At 40.7% G+C, this 17,316-nt stretch carries 17 protein-coding genes; 12 read left to right on the top strand and 5 right to left on the bottom strand.

Translation table 11 applies throughout. The features are described from left to right. Window positions 1-161 precede the first annotated feature (161 nt). Window positions 162-374 carry a 50S ribosomal protein L31 gene (gene rpmE, locus AB4J89_RS18415; RefSeq protein ID WP_006534140.1) on the bottom strand — a complete coding sequence of 71 codons (213 nt, stop codon included), beginning with the start codon at window positions 372-374 and terminating at the stop codon, window positions 162-164. Window positions 375-577: 203 nt separating this feature from the next. On the opposite strand from rpmE, the gene priA reads away from it, so the two are divergent. The 7 genes from priA (at window position 578) to rraA (ending at window position 8,604) form a co-directional block, all read left to right on the top strand. Next, a complete protein-coding gene (gene priA / locus AB4J89_RS18410) occupies window positions 578-2,779 on the top strand; it encodes a primosomal protein N' (protein ID WP_311755742.1) in 2,202 nt (733 codons plus the stop codon). A 305-nt stretch (window positions 2,780-3,084) separates the two neighbouring features. Next, window positions 3,085-4,116, top strand: a complete 1,032-nt coding sequence (cytR, locus tag AB4J89_RS18405) for a DNA-binding transcriptional regulator CytR (RefSeq protein ID WP_072064648.1) — start codon at window positions 3,085-3,087, stop codon at window positions 4,114-4,116. A gap of 70 nt (window positions 4,117-4,186) precedes the next feature. Continuing rightward, window positions 4,187-4,984 (top strand): cell division protein FtsN, encoded by a 798-nt coding sequence (gene ftsN / locus AB4J89_RS18400; RefSeq protein ID WP_088494083.1) that lies wholly within the window; start codon window positions 4,187-4,189, stop codon window positions 4,982-4,984. 114 nt (window positions 4,985-5,098) lie between these two features. Further along, window positions 5,099-5,629, top strand: coding sequence for an ATP-dependent protease subunit HslV (hslV, locus tag AB4J89_RS18395; RefSeq protein WP_006534149.1), 531 nt, complete (start codon window positions 5,099-5,101; stop codon window positions 5,627-5,629). 12 nt (window positions 5,630-5,641) lie between these two features. After that, window positions 5,642-6,976, top strand: coding sequence for an HslU--HslV peptidase ATPase subunit (hslU, locus tag AB4J89_RS18390; protein ID WP_075672990.1), 1,335 nt, complete (start codon window positions 5,642-5,644; stop codon window positions 6,974-6,976). A gap of 97 nt (window positions 6,977-7,073) precedes the next feature. Beyond that, the gene (locus AB4J89_RS18385) at window positions 7,074-7,991 is read left to right on the top strand and encodes a 1,4-dihydroxy-2-naphthoate polyprenyltransferase (RefSeq protein WP_075672991.1); all 918 of its coding nucleotides are present in this window, start codon (window positions 7,074-7,076) and stop codon (window positions 7,989-7,991) included. A 109-nt stretch (window positions 7,992-8,100) separates the two neighbouring features. Beyond that, window positions 8,101-8,604, top strand: coding sequence for a ribonuclease E activity regulator RraA (gene rraA / locus AB4J89_RS18380; protein WP_088494084.1), 504 nt, complete (start codon window positions 8,101-8,103; stop codon window positions 8,602-8,604). A gap of 95 nt (window positions 8,605-8,699) precedes the next feature. Here rraA and zapB read toward each other — a convergent pair whose 3' ends face one another. Further along, window positions 8,700-8,942 (bottom strand): cell division protein ZapB, encoded by a 243-nt coding sequence (gene zapB / locus AB4J89_RS18375; RefSeq protein WP_036933299.1) that lies wholly within the window; start codon window positions 8,940-8,942, stop codon window positions 8,700-8,702. Window positions 8,943-9,236: 294 nt separating this feature from the next. On the opposite strand from zapB, the gene AB4J89_RS18370 reads away from it, so the two are divergent. Together AB4J89_RS18370 and glpK are read left to right on the top strand one after the other, a co-directional pair. Beyond that, a complete protein-coding gene (locus AB4J89_RS18370) occupies window positions 9,237-10,052 on the top strand; it encodes an MIP/aquaporin family protein (protein WP_088494085.1) in 816 nt (271 codons plus the stop codon). Window positions 10,053-10,094: 42 nt separating this feature from the next. Next, window positions 10,095-11,627: a glycerol kinase GlpK gene (glpK, locus tag AB4J89_RS18365; protein WP_088494086.1), complete on the top strand. Its 1,533-nt coding sequence runs from the start codon at window positions 10,095-10,097 to the stop codon at window positions 11,625-11,627. Window positions 11,628-11,749: 122 nt separating this feature from the next. Here glpK and emrD read toward each other — a convergent pair whose 3' ends face one another. Continuing rightward, a complete protein-coding gene (gene emrD, locus AB4J89_RS18360) occupies window positions 11,750-12,934 on the bottom strand; it encodes a multidrug efflux MFS transporter EmrD (protein WP_088494087.1) in 1,185 nt (394 codons plus the stop codon). Window positions 12,935-13,271: 337 nt separating this feature from the next. Between emrD and fpr the strand changes: the two genes are divergently transcribed. Beyond that, window positions 13,272-14,018 (top strand): ferredoxin--NADP(+) reductase, encoded by a 747-nt coding sequence (gene fpr / locus AB4J89_RS18355; RefSeq protein WP_088494088.1) that lies wholly within the window; start codon window positions 13,272-13,274, stop codon window positions 14,016-14,018. A 65-nt stretch (window positions 14,019-14,083) separates the two neighbouring features. On the opposite strand, the gene AB4J89_RS18350 is transcribed toward fpr, so the two are convergent. After that, a complete protein-coding gene (locus tag AB4J89_RS18350; RefSeq protein WP_088494089.1) occupies window positions 14,084-14,515 on the bottom strand; it encodes a DUF805 domain-containing protein in 432 nt (143 codons plus the stop codon). A 97-nt stretch (window positions 14,516-14,612) separates the two neighbouring features. Here AB4J89_RS18350 and AB4J89_RS18345 point away from each other — a divergent pair, with 97 nt between their 5' ends. Together AB4J89_RS18345 and tpiA are read left to right on the top strand one after the other, a co-directional pair. Continuing rightward, the gene (locus tag AB4J89_RS18345) at window positions 14,613-15,248 is read left to right on the top strand and encodes a DUF1454 family protein (RefSeq protein WP_088494090.1); all 636 of its coding nucleotides are present in this window, start codon (window positions 14,613-14,615) and stop codon (window positions 15,246-15,248) included. Between the two features lie 106 nt (window positions 15,249-15,354). Further along, the gene (tpiA, locus tag AB4J89_RS18340) at window positions 15,355-16,125 is read left to right on the top strand and encodes a triose-phosphate isomerase (RefSeq protein ID WP_069366847.1); all 771 of its coding nucleotides are present in this window, start codon (window positions 15,355-15,357) and stop codon (window positions 16,123-16,125) included. A 105-nt stretch (window positions 16,126-16,230) separates the two neighbouring features. On the opposite strand, the gene AB4J89_RS18335 is transcribed toward tpiA, so the two are convergent. Further along, window positions 16,231-17,232: a sulfate ABC transporter substrate-binding protein gene (locus AB4J89_RS18335; RefSeq protein WP_194951577.1), complete on the bottom strand. Its 1,002-nt coding sequence runs from the start codon at window positions 17,230-17,232 to the stop codon at window positions 16,231-16,233. Between the last annotated feature and the right edge of the window lie 84 nt (window positions 17,233-17,316).

Here is a 17,316-nt window from a genome sequence, read left to right as displayed (position 1 = left end):
CTTATCAGTTGTAATCTGGCTTGTCACTACCAAAACAGTTATCTAAAAAGAGAAGGCTTTTCCCATAAAAAAAGCCCAAAGCAAAAACTTTGGGCTTTTTTTCAATTCCGAACTGTCTGCAAGATGCCAGACTAGGCTGACATCTTGTGACAACAAATATCTTATTTGCTGCCTGGAATTTTGAAGCGTTTGTTGAACAGATCAACACGACCACCAGTTGCAACATCACGTTGTTTACCAGTATAGAATGGGTGGCATTTGTCACAAACGTCCAGATTCAGGTTATGACCTGCAGTGGAGTTGATTTTCATAACGTTACCGCAAGAACAAGATGCAGTAATTTCTTCGTATTTAGGATGGATATCTTTTTGCATGGAAAACCTCTACTAAGGCCGTGTCGCCATTCAGCCCACAGCCGAACACCACACGTCGTGTTGATTGAAATTAAGTGTTTGGTAATTTATCTACCAAAGGGGGCGGATCATACAGAATATCCACTAAACGCGCAATGAAATCTGCACACTTTTTGTGATATTCTTAAGGTCATCTTTTCGCTAAAACTCTCGGAAACCCTGATATGACTATAGTTCAGGTAATTTTGCCTGTACCACTGTTCTCCTCTTTTGATTATCTGTTACCAGAAGGGATCGATGCACCGGTTGTAGGTAGTCGGGTGATCGTGCCTTTTGGGAATAAACGCCGTTCCCTTGGTATTGTCAAAGGACTCAGTACACACAGTGAGTTTCCTATCGAAAAGCTAAAGCCTATTGATGAAGTCCTTGATAGTGAAACACTCTTTCCGGGTGTTTTATGGGATATGCTAAATTGGGCATCGGCTTATTATCACTATCCTTTAGGGGAAGTGCTTTTTCATGCCATGCCGATTTTATTACGACAAGGAAAACCCGCAGAATTCACACCATTATGGCAATGGTATGCCACAGAAGAAGGGGTTAATCTCGACCTCAACAGCTTAAAAGGTGCAAAAAAACAGCAACAAGCACTAGCAGCTCTACGCCGTACGCCTTTATATCGCCATCAACTTGATGAGTTTGAGATCACCACAGCAACACTCAATAACTTAAAAAAGAAAGAGTTTGCAGATCTCCGCCCTATCCAACCCGCTCCAATACACTGGCAGAGCAGTCTTGCCGTTCAAGGTGAACGCTTTAAATTAAACACAGAGCAAGCTGTTGCAGTAGGTGCAATCACAGCACAGGCAGATCAATTCTCACCTTGGTTATTATTGGGTATTACAGGTTCAGGCAAAACTGAAGTTTATTTAAGTGTATTAGAAAAAATTCTCGCACAAGGTAAACAAGCACTGGTACTGGTGCCTGAAATTGGCTTAACACCTCAAACAATTCGTCGTTTTAAAGCCCGCTTTAATGCCCCAGTGGACGTGCTTCATTCAGGATTAAATGATACTGAACGCTTAGCCGTTTGGTTACGAGCAAAACGAGGGGATAATGCCATTATTATCGGTACGCGTTCGGCACTTCTAACCCCTTTTCAGCATCTTGGTATTATCATTATCGATGAAGAGCATGATGGCTCTTATAAACAACAAGATGGTTGGCGCTATCATGCCCGTGATCTCGCCGTTTTCCGTGCAAAACAAGAAAATATTCCTATCGTGATGGGAACTGCAACTCCATCAATTGAAACCAGTTTTAATGTTGAGCAAAAGAAATATCAACAACTCACACTGACTCAACGTGCAGGTAATGCAAAACCTGCAACAGAGCATTTAATAGATTTAAAAGGGCAACCACTGACAACAGGGTTATCTCCTATTCTTATTAAAGCGATAAAAGAGCACCTTAATGCGGGTAACCAAGTGATGCTCTTTTTAAATCGCCGTGGATTTTCGCCTGCATTGTTATGTCATGAATGTGGTTGGATAGCAGAATGTCCTCGCTGTGATCACTATTACACGATCCATCAAAAGCATGGCATGTTACGTTGCCATCAATGTGATAGTCAGCGACGAATTCCAGCGCAATGTCCACAATGTGGCTCAACTAATTTAATGCCAGTAGGATTAGGAACAGAACAACTTGAACAAGGGATTGGTGAATTATTTCCTGATACGCCAGTGACGCGAATTGATAAAGATACAACAAGTCGCAAAGGCGCTTTAGAGCAACAACTGGAAGATATTTATCAAGGCGGCTCACGTATCCTTATCGGTACACAGATGTTAGCCAAAGGGCATCACTTTCCTGATGTCACCTTAGTGGCTTTGCTTGATGTAGATGGCGCTCTGTTCTCCAGTGATTTTCGTGCAGCCGAACGCTTTGCTCAGCTTTATATACAAGTGTCAGGTCGTGCTGGCCGTGCAGGTAAACAAGGCGCAGTATATTTACAAACTCACCAACCCGATCACCCGCTTTTACTAACACTATTAGAAAAGGGCTATGACGCTTTCACTAAAGAAGCTTTAGTGGAGAGACAAGCAACTTTTTTACCGCCGTATTCTAGCCATATTATGATCCGCTCTGAAGATCACAATAATCAACGTGCGCCTCAGTTTTTGCGACAACTCAAACAGTTCTTTGAACAGCACCCAATACGAGACGCCAATTTATGGGTAATGGGGCCTGTTCCTGCAATTCAAGCTAAACGGGGTGGAAATTATCGCTGGCAATTATTGCTCCAACATCCTTCTCGAGGTTATTTACAAAAATTAATGTCTATCACTTATCCTCAGATTGTCGCCTTGCCTGAGAGTAAAAAAGTGAAATGGAATATTGATGTTGACCCAACTGATTGTTAAGAGTCTTTTCAACTTAAGTTGAATGCATTTTAGCCAGATTCATAATGAGGATACAATTTCGATTGAGCACTAGTTACAGCCCAAGACTATTTATCAATTTTGCGAACTACCTCATAAAAACGATTGGTATCACACTTTTTATGCAAACTAGGTAACAGAATCTATTTAAAAAGCGGGTAGAATAACAATTTAGAATATTTCTTGAATTAAAAACCGTCGATAAAATCCTTTTTTGAATATTGGCGGTTTTTTTGCAATAAAAAAGCAATCGTTTAACTAAACCATCCAAAAGGGAGGTATGGGGTTTGCAACAGAATAATAAAGATAATACGCAAGCAACAATGAAAGATGTTGCCCTTGCAGCCGGCGTGTCCACAGCAACTGTGTCACGTACTTTAATGAATCCGGAAAAAGTATCCTCACAAACCCGTCAGAAAGTTGAACAGGCTGTTCTTGATGTGGGCTATTACCCACATAACCTGTCAAAGAACCTTAAGCGTAACGAGTCAAAAACGATCCTTGTGATCGTACCTAACATCAGTGATCCATTTTTTACTGATGTTGTGTGCGGCATCGAAGAAACTGCAGCACAACATGGTTATCTCGTGTTAATTGGTGATTGTAAACACCAGCAAAAACATGAAAATGCCTTTATTAATCTTATTATTACCAAACAAATTGACGGTATGTTACTTCTTGGCTCACACATCCCTTTTGATGTTTCCAAAGAAGAGCAGAAAAATTTGCCACCGATGATCATGGCAAATGAGTTTGCACCTGAACTCGAATTACCTACTGTCCATATTGATAATCTCACTGCATCTTTTAGAGCGACACACTATTTACAGCAAATGGGTCATAAGCGTATTGCTTGTATTACAGGCCCTGAAGATATGCCTTTATGTCGTTATCGCTTACAAGGCTATATTCAAGCCATGCGTAGAACAGGTGTACCGTTGCGCGAAGATTATATTATTCGGGGTGATTTTACCCATGAAAGCGGTGCAGAAAGTCTGAAAAAGCTGATTTCTTTACCTGAGCCACCGACAGCAGTCTTCTGTCATAGTGATATTATGGCAATTGGCGTTATGTGGCAGGCGAAAAAATTAGGGTTAGAGCTTCCCAAAGATCTCTCTGTGATTGGTTTTGATAATCTTGATATCACACGTTATAGCGAACCTGCTCTGACAACAATGGAACAACCTCGTTATCAAATTGGTCGTGAATCTATGTTGTTATTACTTGACCAATTACAAGGTAGACCTGTTGCACCCGGCTCTCGCTTATTAGATTGTGAGCTAATTATAAGAGATAGTGTCTGTCGGCTTAAAAGCTAGGCAAAACACACTATGTTAAGTAACATATCGTTTGTGATACCTATTCCTTTAATTATCAGCGAATCGAACTGTGGCACAACGAGACTATGTGGGACGAGGGCAGACATCTGCTCGTCGTAAAAAGACAACGAAAAGTAAAAGCAAAAAGGCTGCCAAAGGGCTGCCTTTAACGACGCTTATCGCGGCAATCGCTATTGTGGCGCTGTTTGTCGGCGGCCTCTATTTTATTACACATAATAAAAAAGAAGCCGTAGAAACAACGCCAACTGTCACTGGGCAACATCCAGCGAATAGCCTACCGCCAAAACCTCAAGAGCGTTGGCAATATATTAAAGAATTGGAAAATCGTCAGGTAGGTACGCCTTTACAGCCTGAATATCCTTCATCGGGTAGCCAGATTAATCCGAAAGCAACACTTTCGCCTGAGCAGTTGCGTTTTTTACAACAAATTGAAGCGGATAAGCGCCAACCTGCCGTTCAACTGCCAGAGGTGCCTTACAATGGTGAAGTGCCCCGTTCGCAAGTGGTTGTAACACCACCTGCAATAACAACGCCTTCTGTTGCACAACAACCAGTACAAACTCAACAACCGCAAGCGCCTGCACCTGCGATTGTTACACCACCTAAACCTGCTGTTACTGAAGCAAACTTTTTAGTCCAATGCGGCTCATTTAAAAATACCGAACAAGCTGAATCAGTAAGAGCAACACTGGCTTTTTCTGGTGTTGAAAGCCGAGTAACGAAAGGCAATGATGGTTGGGTCCGCGTTTTATCAGGTCCTTACAATAAAGAACAAGCCAACTCTGTGAGTAGACAAGCAGCTGGGGCTGGCGTATCAGGTTGTATTCTTCGCTCTTCTGGGGGTTGAAAAATAAATTTTCTCCCCCACCTATAATTCTAATTCACACAACGGGCAGTGCTTTATCTTAAATAAAAGCACTACCCGTCTCACTTTTTTATTGATTAAACCAGGGGCTGACTCATGACTACAATCGTAAGTGTTCGCCGTAAGGGCCAAGTTGTAATCGGTGGTGATGGACAGGCGACGATGGGTAATACCGTCATGAAAGGCAATGTTCGCAAAGTACGCCGTCTTTATAACGACAAAGTCATTGCGGGATTTGCTGGCGGCACTGCTGATGCTTTTACTCTTTTTGAACTGTTTGAGCGCAAATTAGAACTTCACCAAGGGCATTTAACGAAAGCTGCGGTAGAACTTGCTAAAGATTGGCGCACGGACAGAATGCTACGCAAATTAGAAGCGTTGCTTGCTGTTGCAGATGAAAATACATCTCTTATCATCACGGGTAATGGTGATGTGGTTCAACCAGAAAACGATTTAATTGCTATCGGTTCTGGTGGCCCTTATGCACAAGCAGCGGCTAGAGCTATGCTAGAAAATACTGAACTCTCTGCACGAGAAATTGCTGAAAAAGCACTTAGCATCGCTGGAGATATCTGTATTTACACTAACCATAATGTCAACTTTGAAGAACTCTCTTCAAAAGAGTAAGGATTAGAGAGCATGTCTGAAATGACTCCTCGCGAGATTGCCAGCGAACTTGATAGATTTATTATTGGTCAAGATAAAGCGAAACGTGCTGTGGCGATTGCCCTACGTAACCGCTGGCGTCGTATGCAGCTTGATGAAGCGCTGCGCCATGAAGTAACACCTAAAAATATTCTGATGATTGGACCTACTGGTGTAGGTAAAACTGAAATTGCACGCCGTTTAGCAAAATTGGCGAATGCACCTTTCATCAAAGTTGAAGCAACTAAATTCACCGAAGTGGGTTATGTGGGTAAAGAAGTTGATTCTATTATCCGTGATTTAACCGACTCTGCGGTCAAAATGGTACGTAGCCAAGCTATCGATAAAAATCGCTTTCGCGCTGAAGAAATGGCTGAAGAGCGTATCCTTGATGTACTGATCCCACCAGCAAAAAATAACTGGGGTGTAGCAGAGCAAGCATCAGAACCTTCTGCCGCACGTCAATCTTTCCGTAAAAAATTACGTGAAGGCCAATTAGACGATAAAGAGATTGAAATTGAGTTATCTGCAACACCAATGGGTGTTGAAATCATGGCTCCTCCAGGAATGGAAGAGATGACGAACCAATTACAATCTATGTTCCAAAATTTAGCGGGTCAAAAACAAAAAGCGCGCAAGATGAAAATCAAAGATGCGTTTAAGCTTATTGTTGAAGAAGAAGCGGCTAAATTAGTTAACCCTGAAGAGCTTAAACAGCAAGCTATTGATGCGGTAGAACAACACGGTATCGTCTTTATTGATGAAGTAGATAAAATCTGTAAACGTGGTGGACAAAGTTCCGGCCCTGACGTTTCTCGTGAAGGTGTACAACGTGACCTCTTACCACTGGTTGAAGGTTGTACAGTTTCAACAAAACACGGTATGGTAAAAACAGACCATATTCTGTTTATTGCATCAGGTGCTTTCCAAGTTTCAAGTCCTTCTGATTTAATTCCTGAATTACAAGGACGTCTGCCAATTCGCGTTGAACTTCAAGCGCTGACAGCAGAAGATTTTGAGCGTATTCTAACTGAACCTAATGCATCGTTAACAAAACAGTATGAAGCATTAATGGCTACCGAAGGTGTGTCTATTAGCTTTACCGAAGACGGTATTCGCAAAATTGCTGAATCAGCATGGCGCGTAAACGAAACCACTGAAAATATCGGTGCTCGTCGTTTACATACTGTTTTAGAGCGTTTGATGGAAGAAATTTCCTATGATGCAAGTGAACGTCAAGGTCAATCAGTATTGATTGATGCAGAATATGTGAAACAGCATCTGGATGAGCTTGTAGCAGATGAAGATCTGAGTCGATTTATTTTATAATCAACTTGTGCGATCCTTATCAGCAATATTTACGTGGGAGGCTTGCCTCCCATTCTTATTTTTATAATAACAACGAACATGAGTATCGAATTTCAGCATGAGCTCTCTAAATTCCACTAGCCGGACTCAAGCCTGGCTTGAAAGTTTACGACCCAAAACACTCCCTTTGGGGTTAATTGCCATTGTGACGGGTTCCGCATTAGCGTATTGGATGGGTCATTTTGAGCTACCTATTGCACTGCTTGCTATATTGACGGCGGGAACGTTACAGATCCTATCAAACCTTGCCAATGACTATGGTGATGCCGTAAAAGGAACGGATACTGAAGAGCGTTTAGGGCCACTTCGTGGAATGCAGAAAGGCATGATAACCGCAGCTCAAATGAAAAAAGCGCTGATCCTAAATGTTATTATTTCCTGTATCTGTGGTATTGCACTGATTATTGTCGCCTGTAAAAAGCCTGAAGACGCTATTGGCTTCTTAGTGATGGGTTTACTCGCTATTGTTGCCGCAATTACTTATACCGTGGGTAAACGTCCTTATGGTTATATGGGATTAGGTGATATTTCTGTTTTAATTTTCTTTGGCTGGTTAAGTGTCATCGGAACTTATTACTTACAATCCAATACCTTTGATATTGTTACCCTACTTCCTGCCACAGCCTGTGGTTTACTTTCTGTCGCTGTTCTAAATATTAATAACATGCGCGATTTAGAAAGTGATATTCAGGCGGGTAAAAATACATTAGCTGTTCGCTTAGGTCCTGCTGGCTCACGCACTTACCATACTTGTGTTATTTTTCTCTCTATTGCTTGCTTAATTATCTTTACCCTACTTTATATGCATCGCTGGACTGCGTGGTTATTTTTACTCGCTACCCCAATGCTTTTACTGCATATCAAGCGTGTGAATGCCGATCACTCAGGTGAGGCAATGCGTCCCCTACTTGAGCACATGGTAAAAGCCGCACTATTAACTAACGTTCTTTTCTCTTTAGGTTTAGTTTTAGAATAATTTCACTCGATTGTTGATTTGACTCACTGAATTTTCAGTGAGTCTTTTGCCAACCGCCCCTGTTAAGGGATATACTGGACTTTCCTGTGGCAACCTGACGTAATCTCCTATGAAATATGATACTTCTGAACTCTGTGATATCTATCAAGAAGATATCAATGTCGTAGAACCGCTTTTCTCAAACTTTGGTGGTCAAAGTGCCTTTAACGGGCAAATCATCACCGTTAAATGTTTTGAGGATAATGGCCTGCTTTATGACTTACTCGAAGAAAATGGCAAAGGCCGTATTCTTTTGGTCGATGGCGGTGGCTCTGTACGTAAAGCCTTAGTTGATGCTGAACTAGCGCGACTCGCTGTTTCTAATGAATGGGAAGGCATTGTCGTTTACGGTGCGGTACGTCAAGTTGATGCATTATCAGAGCTTGATTTAGGTATTCAAGCGATGGCAGCTATCCCTGCGGGTTGCCCAAGTGAAGGCATTGGTGAAAGTGATATCCGTGTTAACTTCGGAGGCGTTACCTTCTTCTCTGGTGATTATCTTTATGCTGATAACACAGGGATCATCTTATCTGAAGAGCCATTAGGCTTAGATGAAGATTTGATTGAAGAGTAATTGTTACTTTTTATCTGCATTCTTACGATTTCAAATACTCAAAAGCCACCTAACGGTGGCTTTTGTTTTCTTAGGCTTTAAGCAAACAAAGACAATTATTGCACGTCTTCCATTTTGCCTAACAGTGCGCGTAAACGCTCTTGCCAGCTTGATTGCTCTTGTTTCAGCTCTTCGTTTTCACGAACAAGAGCTTCGCGCGATCCTTTCGCTTCTTGAACTTCTTGGTTCAGCGCATCATTTTTTTCTTTTAGCTCTTCGATTTCCATCTGTAATAACGTGATGGTATCAATTGCTTGTTGTACTTTTGATTCTAACTTCTCGAAAACTTCAAATGACATACTGTAATCCCCCATATAATCGATACTTCCGATTGTAAGTAGCCTATCAACAACTGTCTAGCATCTTCCGAGGAATTACATTCTTTTTTCAATTTATCAAAAACACTGGTCAGATCACATTACAAATGTCGATCAAGTCACTAATTAAGAGCGTTTTCACTCATTTTCTTGATGAGACACACAAATTTCAATTTCGCTTATTCTCGTTTACGCTCATTAACGATAAATTCACAGTTATCTTTTCAATTCGAAAAGAATACTAACAATAAATAACCCTCTTTCAGGATAGAATATATGAGCCAGACGAAAACCTCTCTTATGGGTCAATGCATTTCTGAATTTATCGGAACTGCGTTGCTAGTCTTCTTCGGCCTTGGTTGTGTTGCTGCAGTACGTATTGCAGGAGCAGAGCTAGGACTGTGGGAGATAAGTATTATCTGGGGGCTGGGTGTTGCCTTAGCCGTTTATCTTACCGCCGGCACCTCTGGTGCACACCTGAACCCTGCTGTTACCGTTGCGTTTTGGCTATTTGCTTGCTTCGAACGCAGAAAAGTTGTTCCTTATATTATTGCACAAATGTTAGGTGGCTTCTTTGCCGCAGCCATTGTGTACTTTATGTACTACAGTGTTTTTCTCGACTACGAACAAGTTAATGGTATTGTCAGAGGCTCACAAGAAAGTCTCTTCACTGCCGGTGTATTCTCTACTTATCCCGCAGCTCAAATTTCCGTTGCACATGCCTTTGTTGTCGAAGTTATCATTGCCGTTATCCTTGTTGGCTTAATTTTAGCCTTAACTGATGATGGTAACGGTGTACCTAAAGGCCCATTAGCTCCGTTATTAATTGGTATCTTAATTGCCGTAATCGGTGGTGCATTTGGTCCACTAACCGGATTCGCCTTAAACCCAGCTCGTGACTTTGGCCCAAAACTGGTTGCGTACTTTGCTGGCTGGGGTGATATTGCGCTGACTGGTGGACGTGATATCCCTTATTTCTTAGTTCCAATGATTGCTCCATTTATCGGTGGTATCTTAGGTGCATTGGCTTACCGTAAATTAATTGGCCGTCACTTACCTTGCGATACCTGCAAAATCGAAGACGATAAATAAAATTAAGAGCAATATTGTTGATTATCAGAACAGGTTACTAACATGACAACAGAAACAAATACATCGAATACCGAGAAAAAATACATTGTTGCGCTGGATCAGGGCACAACCAGTTCACGCGCCGTAGTCATTGACCACGATGCAAACATCGTCAGTATTTCACAACGTGAATTCACCCAAATTTATCCTAAGCCAGGCTGGGTTGAACACGATCCAATGGAAATTTGGGCAACACAAAGTGCAACCTTAGTTGAAGTATTAGCAAAAGCAGATATTCCATCTGACCACGTTGCAGGTATTGGTATCACAAACCAACGTGAAACCACTATTGTATGGGATAAAGAAACCGGTAAACCTGTTTATAACGCGATTGTATGGCAATGTCGTCGTACTGCGGATTTCTGTACTCGCTTAAAAGATAAAGAAGGTGTTGAAGAATATATTCGCCAAAACACTGGCTTGATGGTTGACCCTTATTTCTCTGGTACAAAATTAAAATGGATCCTCGACAACGTCGAAGGCGCTCGTGAAAAAGCAGAAAAAGGTGAGTTATTATTCGGTACTGTTGATACTTGGTTAGTTTGGAAAATGACACAAGGTCGCGTTCACGTTACTGACTTTACTAATGCCTCACGTACCATGTTATTTAATATCCACTCTTTAGATTGGGATCAAAAAATCCTCGATCTGCTGGATATTCCTCGCAATATGCTACCAAAAGTGGTGCCATCTTCCGAAGTTTATGGCCAAACAAACATTGGTGGTAAAGGTGGTACACGTATTCCTATCGCGGGTATGGCGGGTGACCAACAAGCCGCACTCTATGGTCAACTTTGTGTACAAAGCGGTATGGCGAAAAATACCTATGGCACAGGTTGCTTCTTACTGATGAATACAGGTAAAGAAGCGGTTCGCTCTAATCATGGTTTGTTAACAACAATCTGTTGCGGTCCTCGCGGTGAAGTGAACTATGCTCTAGAAGGTGCAGTATTCGTTGGTGGAGCTTCTATTCAATGGCTACGTGATGAGCTAAAACTGATTGATGAAGCCACTGACTCTGAATACTTCGCAACGAAAGTTAACGATACTAATGGCGTCTATGTTGTTCCTGCATTTACAGGTTTAGGCGCGCCATATTGGGACCCGTATGCGCGTGGTGCTATTTTTGGTTTAACCCGTGGTGCTAATCGTAATCACATTATTCGTGCAACTTTAGAATCTATCGCTTATCAAACACGTGATGTTCTCGATGCAATGCAAGCCGATTCAGGTGCGCGTTTACAATCACTGCGTGTTGATGGTGGTGCTGTTGCTAACAACTTCTTAATGCAGTTCCAATCCGATATTTTAGGTACTCGTGTAGAACGCCCAGTTGTCCGTGAAAGTACCGCATTAGGTGCCGCATTCCTTGCAGGTCTTGCTATCGGTTTCTGGAATGATTTAGAAGAAGTTAAAAACAAAGCTGCTATTGATAAAGAATTCCGTCCTGGCATCGAAACTACTGAGCGTAACTATCGCTATAACGGCTGGAAAAAAGCTGTTGCTCGCGCTCAAGAATGGGAAGATCGCGGTTAATTGCTGTAAAACAGTTTGAGAGAGAAGTAGCCTAGGCTACAAAACCAAAATGCCGAGATTTTTTATCTCGGCATTTTTTTATTTAACTTACTGTATCAGTCAATTAATACTGTATCAGTCGATTAAATAGTATGTTCTTCATGGCTAAAACGATGAGCCAAAGGAAGCCAACAAAGTACAATAGCCACCGACATACCAAACATAATCATACCTAAGCTAAATTGGTTATGCTGTGGCAATAAAGCTGAAAACCATGTTGCTACGCCTGAACCTACATTTTGTAAACCACCCACCAATGCACCCGCAGAGCCAGCTAAATAAGGGAATGGCTCCATCGCACCTGTTGTTGCTAATGGGAATAACATACCTGCACCAAAGAAAAATAGTGCCGCAGGTACCAGTAATGTCCAGATATTAATAATATTTAGCCAACCAGGTATCCACATTAAAATACCCGCAGATAAACAACAAAAAACAGAGTGCCACATCAGTTGCACAAAGGTTTTACCTTCACGACCAGCATACCAAGCCCCAAAGAATGCCGCAGGGATCGGTAAAATAAATAATATACTGATAGTAATACTATTTAAGCCTAATACTCCCCCCATTAACACACCGCTTGATGCCTCAAAAACAGCAATACCGGATAATGCGCAAATCAGCATAATCAAGAATGCACTGAAGGTACTATTTGAAAGCAGTAAGTAAAATGATGATAGCATTTTACGTTTTTCAACTTGTACTGGGCGCGTTTCTGGCATCCAACGATACATACAAAAAAGAACGCTGCTTCCCAATAATAATAAGAAGATATAACACGCATGCCAGCCAAAGAAGTGAGCAACAACACCACCAATCATCGGCGCTAATAATGGGCTAACTAAAACACCCATATTTAATAAGCTATTGGCGTAACGTAATGCAGTTCCTGTATATAAATCACGAGGTTGAGTACGTGTCATGACACCTGCAACACCGGTTCCCATCCCTTGTAAGGTACTTGCAATAACCAGTGTGGTTAAATTTTGCGAGAAAATTGCCACCAGCGTTGATAAACAAAAGATCGTCATTCCGACTAAAATAACAGGACGACGCCCTACTTTGTCGGAAATAGGTCCATAAATTAACTGTGAAAAACCATAAGAAAAAAGATAAGCCCCCATTACTTGCTGTACCGCCCCAGTGGGTTCACTAAAGTAAACCGCCATATCAGCAATAACAGGAACATAAATAGTTTGAGTCATTTGACCCACAGCAACCAGTGCAATTATCAATAATAATAAATTTGCATGTTCTAACTTTCTCATTTCTTTTCTTTGCTCAAGAATTTCAGATAAATAAATTAACGGACAGGCGCACACCACAGAGAATTTATAAAAATAAACTCCGCAAAATGCATACCTTTTCAGAATGAGACTAAGTTAACAAATTTGGAGAAATTTGCGAGATAGCCAGCAATTTTTATATATAGATTAATGTCAGAGAAATACACCATAGTTGTCAATATAAATGTACATATTGTGTCATTTATTGACAAAATCTTAGATTAATCACATCACCACACCATCTTGATAAATAAAAAGCCGCTTCCTATTTAGAATAAATAAGCAACATAAGCATGTTTATCAAAAGGAGATAATCTCTATGGCTAATTGGGTGAATGGAAAAGTTACTCAAGTTCATCACTGGACTGATGCGTTAATGAGTCTCGTCGTCAATGCTCCTATTGATAAGTTTACAGCCGGGCAATTTGCAAAATTAGCGCTAGATATTGATGGTGAGCGAGTACAACGAGCCTACTCTTATGTAAATGCACCAGATGATCCAAATTTAGAGTTTTATCTAGTAACTGTTCCCGATGGAAAATTAAGTTCTAAATTAAGCGCACTAGAAGTCGGTGATGAAGTACTGGTAACTGAACAAGCCAGCGGCTTTTTTGTATTAGAAGAGGTTCCCACAGTAAATACGCTTTGGATGCTTTCGACGGGAACAGCCATTGGGCCTTTTCTATCTATTTTGCAATTAGGACACGATCTTGAGCGATTTGAAAATATCGTTCTTGTTCATGCTGTTCGATACGCCAATGACTTAAGCTATTTACCTCTAATGGAAAAACTCGTTGAACGTTATCAAGGTAAATTACGCATTCAAACCGTTGTCAGCCGTGAAAATCATATTGGCTCATTAACAGGACGTATTCCTGCACTCATTGAAAGTGGCGCTTTAGAAAAAACGGTTGGCTTAACTATCAGCCCAGAAGAGAGCCATATTATGTTGTGTGGTAATCCTCAAATGGTCAGAGACACTCAACAATTATTAAAAGAACAACGGGAAATGCGTAAGCACTTACGACGTAAACCCGGACATATCACCAGTGAGCAATATTGGTAATATTACAAAAAATAAGGGTGAGTCTATTTATCTCACCCTTATTCATTTGATTTTAATAATATGAATTAACGCCAACGACGATAGTTCACTTGTTCTGCTTGTTTACCAAAGTAGTTTTCGCCGTCATTACCGACAAATACACCGCAATCAAGCAACATGATCATCCCAATAAAAGAAGGAAGAAAGCGTCCAATCGCCCATTGCCAAAATGGTTCTAAACTACTGGTATCGGCTAACCCTAACATCACGGCAAGTAGGAGTAATAAAAGCCATATCCCTCTTTTATTTCTATCATGAAGTCTTTTAGTGAAAATCGCACACAAGGGATACAGAATAAAAAAGATCAATATCCACGTTACAATGGCAGGTAATGGATAAATTACATCGTTAATAATAAAGAGGCCTAAAAACAGCGCAAAGCAAGCACCCAAACCAGCCCAAAAGTCACGACGCCCAATTCGTCCTTTGAATGAAAATGCCCAATGTTGTAAGGTCATAAATTCTCAATAATTTACTTAATTTGTGAATTACACTGTCCATTTAGTATCAAATAATACAGACTAGCCAATAACAGCACAGACAAGCGGAGGACAGATGATAAAAGCAAACACACTTTCTACGTTATACCTGATAATCATAAGCATTGCTCTTTGTTTGCCAACTTCTGTTTTTGCAACAGAGATGTCTGTCGCACAAAAACAACCTGCAAAGGATGACATTGCTTATCTTAAACAAGATGCACCTGTTTTTGAGATAACTATTCCGGAGCTAAGAGCAAAATTTAATCAACAAAATCCGTTGTTATCGCTTAATGAATATAAAATTATCACCAATCACGATATTGCGATCCCTCTTGTCAGAGCAGCAACACGCATCACGCCTTATCTCTATTCATCTGCAATACTAGAGCGCGGTAGCGAAAAAATAAAAAGTTTACAACTAACGCTGATCCACTCCCCTGATTCACCTGAACTAGAAAAGATAAATCGTGAGATCACGACGCAATACATTATTACTTTGGTTTCTCAATTTGACTCATCAATAACCTCAGAGCAAATTCAAGAGGCTCTTAATTTATTCGCATTTAAAAATCAAACTTCTGATTACATTAGCCATGATGTGGGTGCAATTCGCTATATTATTGTCCATGAAGGTGACCAATTAACAACCTTCGCCATTGAACCGATTAAGCTTTCTTTAAACAGCAAGATCGTTTCAGCTATTCCGTGATAAAAAACAAAGCTATTCTATTCATTGTTCTCTATACTGTTGTGCATCAACAGAATTCGTGTTTATTAGCAAACTAAATTTAAACCACTCGGTTGGAGGAAAAGTTATGCGCCATCCATTAGTCATGGGTAACTGGAAACTCAACGGCAGCATTCATATGGTTCATGAATTAATTGCTGCATTACGTAAAGAAGTTAGCGGTGTTGCTGGTTGTGATGTTGCTATCGCACCACCAGCAGTTTACCTATGCCAAGCACGCCATGAAATTGGTGGAAGCCGTATTGCATTAGGTGCTCAAGATACAGGTGTTAACTTATCAGGTGCTTTCACTGGTGAAACTTCAGCAGAAATGCTGAAAAACGTTGATGTTAAATACGTTATCATTGGTCACTCTGAGCGTCGTACTTATCATAAAGAATCTGACGAGTTTATCGCTCAAAAATTCGGCGTGTTAAAAGAGTTAGGTTTAACACCAGTATTATGTATTGGTGAAACTGAAGCAGAAAACGAAGCTGGCAAAACTCAAGAAGTATGTGCTCGCCAAATCGATGCTGTATTAAATGCACATGGCGCAGCAGCATTTAAAGATGCCGTTATCGCTTATGAACCAATCTGGGCTATCGGTACAGGTAAATCAGCAACTCCAGCACAAGCTCAAGCTGTTCATAAATTTATTCGTGATCATATCGCGAAGAAAGATGCCGCTATCGCTGAACAAGTTATCATTCAATACGGTGGCTCTGTTAACGATAAAAATGCAGCAGAACTGTTTGGTCAACCAGACATTGATGGTGCATTAGTTGGTGGCGCTTCACTGAAAGCTGACGCATTTGCCGTTATCGTTAAAGCAGCAGCACAAGCTAAAGCGAAAAAATAATTTTTATCTTTCTGACCTATGCGGTTAATCGATAAAAAATAGAGAAAATCACCTTACTGGATATAAAACAGAAGGTGATTTTTTTGTTTCTCTCACCTTTGATTATCAACGACGACTAATTTCATCAAAGATACCGCCTGTCGCAAAATGTATTTTCTGTGCGGATTGCCAATCACCAAAAACTTCATTAAGTGTAAATAGTTCTAGTTTTGGAAAACTGTTTTGGTATTTCTCTGCTATTACTTTATCTCTAGGGCGATAATAGTTTTTTGCTGCGATCTCTTGTCCTTCTGGTGAGTAAAGATAGTCTAAGTACGCCGTGGCAATTTCTCGCGTTCCTCGTTTATCAACAACCTTATCGACTACCGACACCGTAGGCTCTGCAAGAATAGATATTGATGGTGTAACTATCTCAAATTTATCTGCACCTAATTCATTAATCGCTAATAACGCCTCGTTTTCCCATGCAATCAATACATCACCAATACCTCGCTCAACAAATGTATTTGTTGCTCCTCTCGCACCTGAATCTAATACTTCGACTTGCTGATAAAGTGCTTTAACAAAGGCTTTAGCTTTTTCACTATCTTGATGATTGGCTTTTAATCCATAGCCCCACGCCGCAAGGTAATTCCATCTTGCACCTCCTGAAGTTTTAGGATTAGGAGTAATAATTGAAACTCCCGGCTTAATTAATGAATCCCAATCAACTATTTGCTTAGGATTTCCTTTTCTCACCAGAAAAACGATTGTTGAAGTATAAGGCGCTGAATTATCAGGTAATCGTGTTATCCATTGTTTATCAATACTTCCTCTTTGCGCGATTGCATCTATATCATAGGCAAGGGCTAATGTGACAACATCTGCCTCAATACCGTTGATAACTGATGTTGCCTGCTTTCCTGATCCACCATGTGATTGGCGGATAGTGACTTTATCTCCCGTTTTTTGCTCCCAATACTGACTAAATGCTTGGTTATACTGCTGATAAAGTTCTCTCGTTGGATCGTAAGAGACATTTAATAGTTGAATATCTTTAGCCCATAAAATATTAGAAAAAAGTAATGTCACTAAAGCTGCCGATAATAAGCCCCATTGTTTAAACATATCTATCCATCCCCTATCGTTAAGTATTTAACTAGGCTGACAGAAAGTTTTATAACGATGAAATAACAAAAAGCCGATGGATAT

It is taken from the genome of Proteus sp. STS61-E (assembly GCF_040932335.1).
GTDB lineage: Bacteria > Pseudomonadota > Gammaproteobacteria > Enterobacterales > Enterobacteriaceae > Proteus > Proteus mirabilis_B.
The sequence above is the reverse complement of the archived record's forward strand: the minus strand, read 5'-3'. Positions and strand labels throughout refer to the sequence as shown.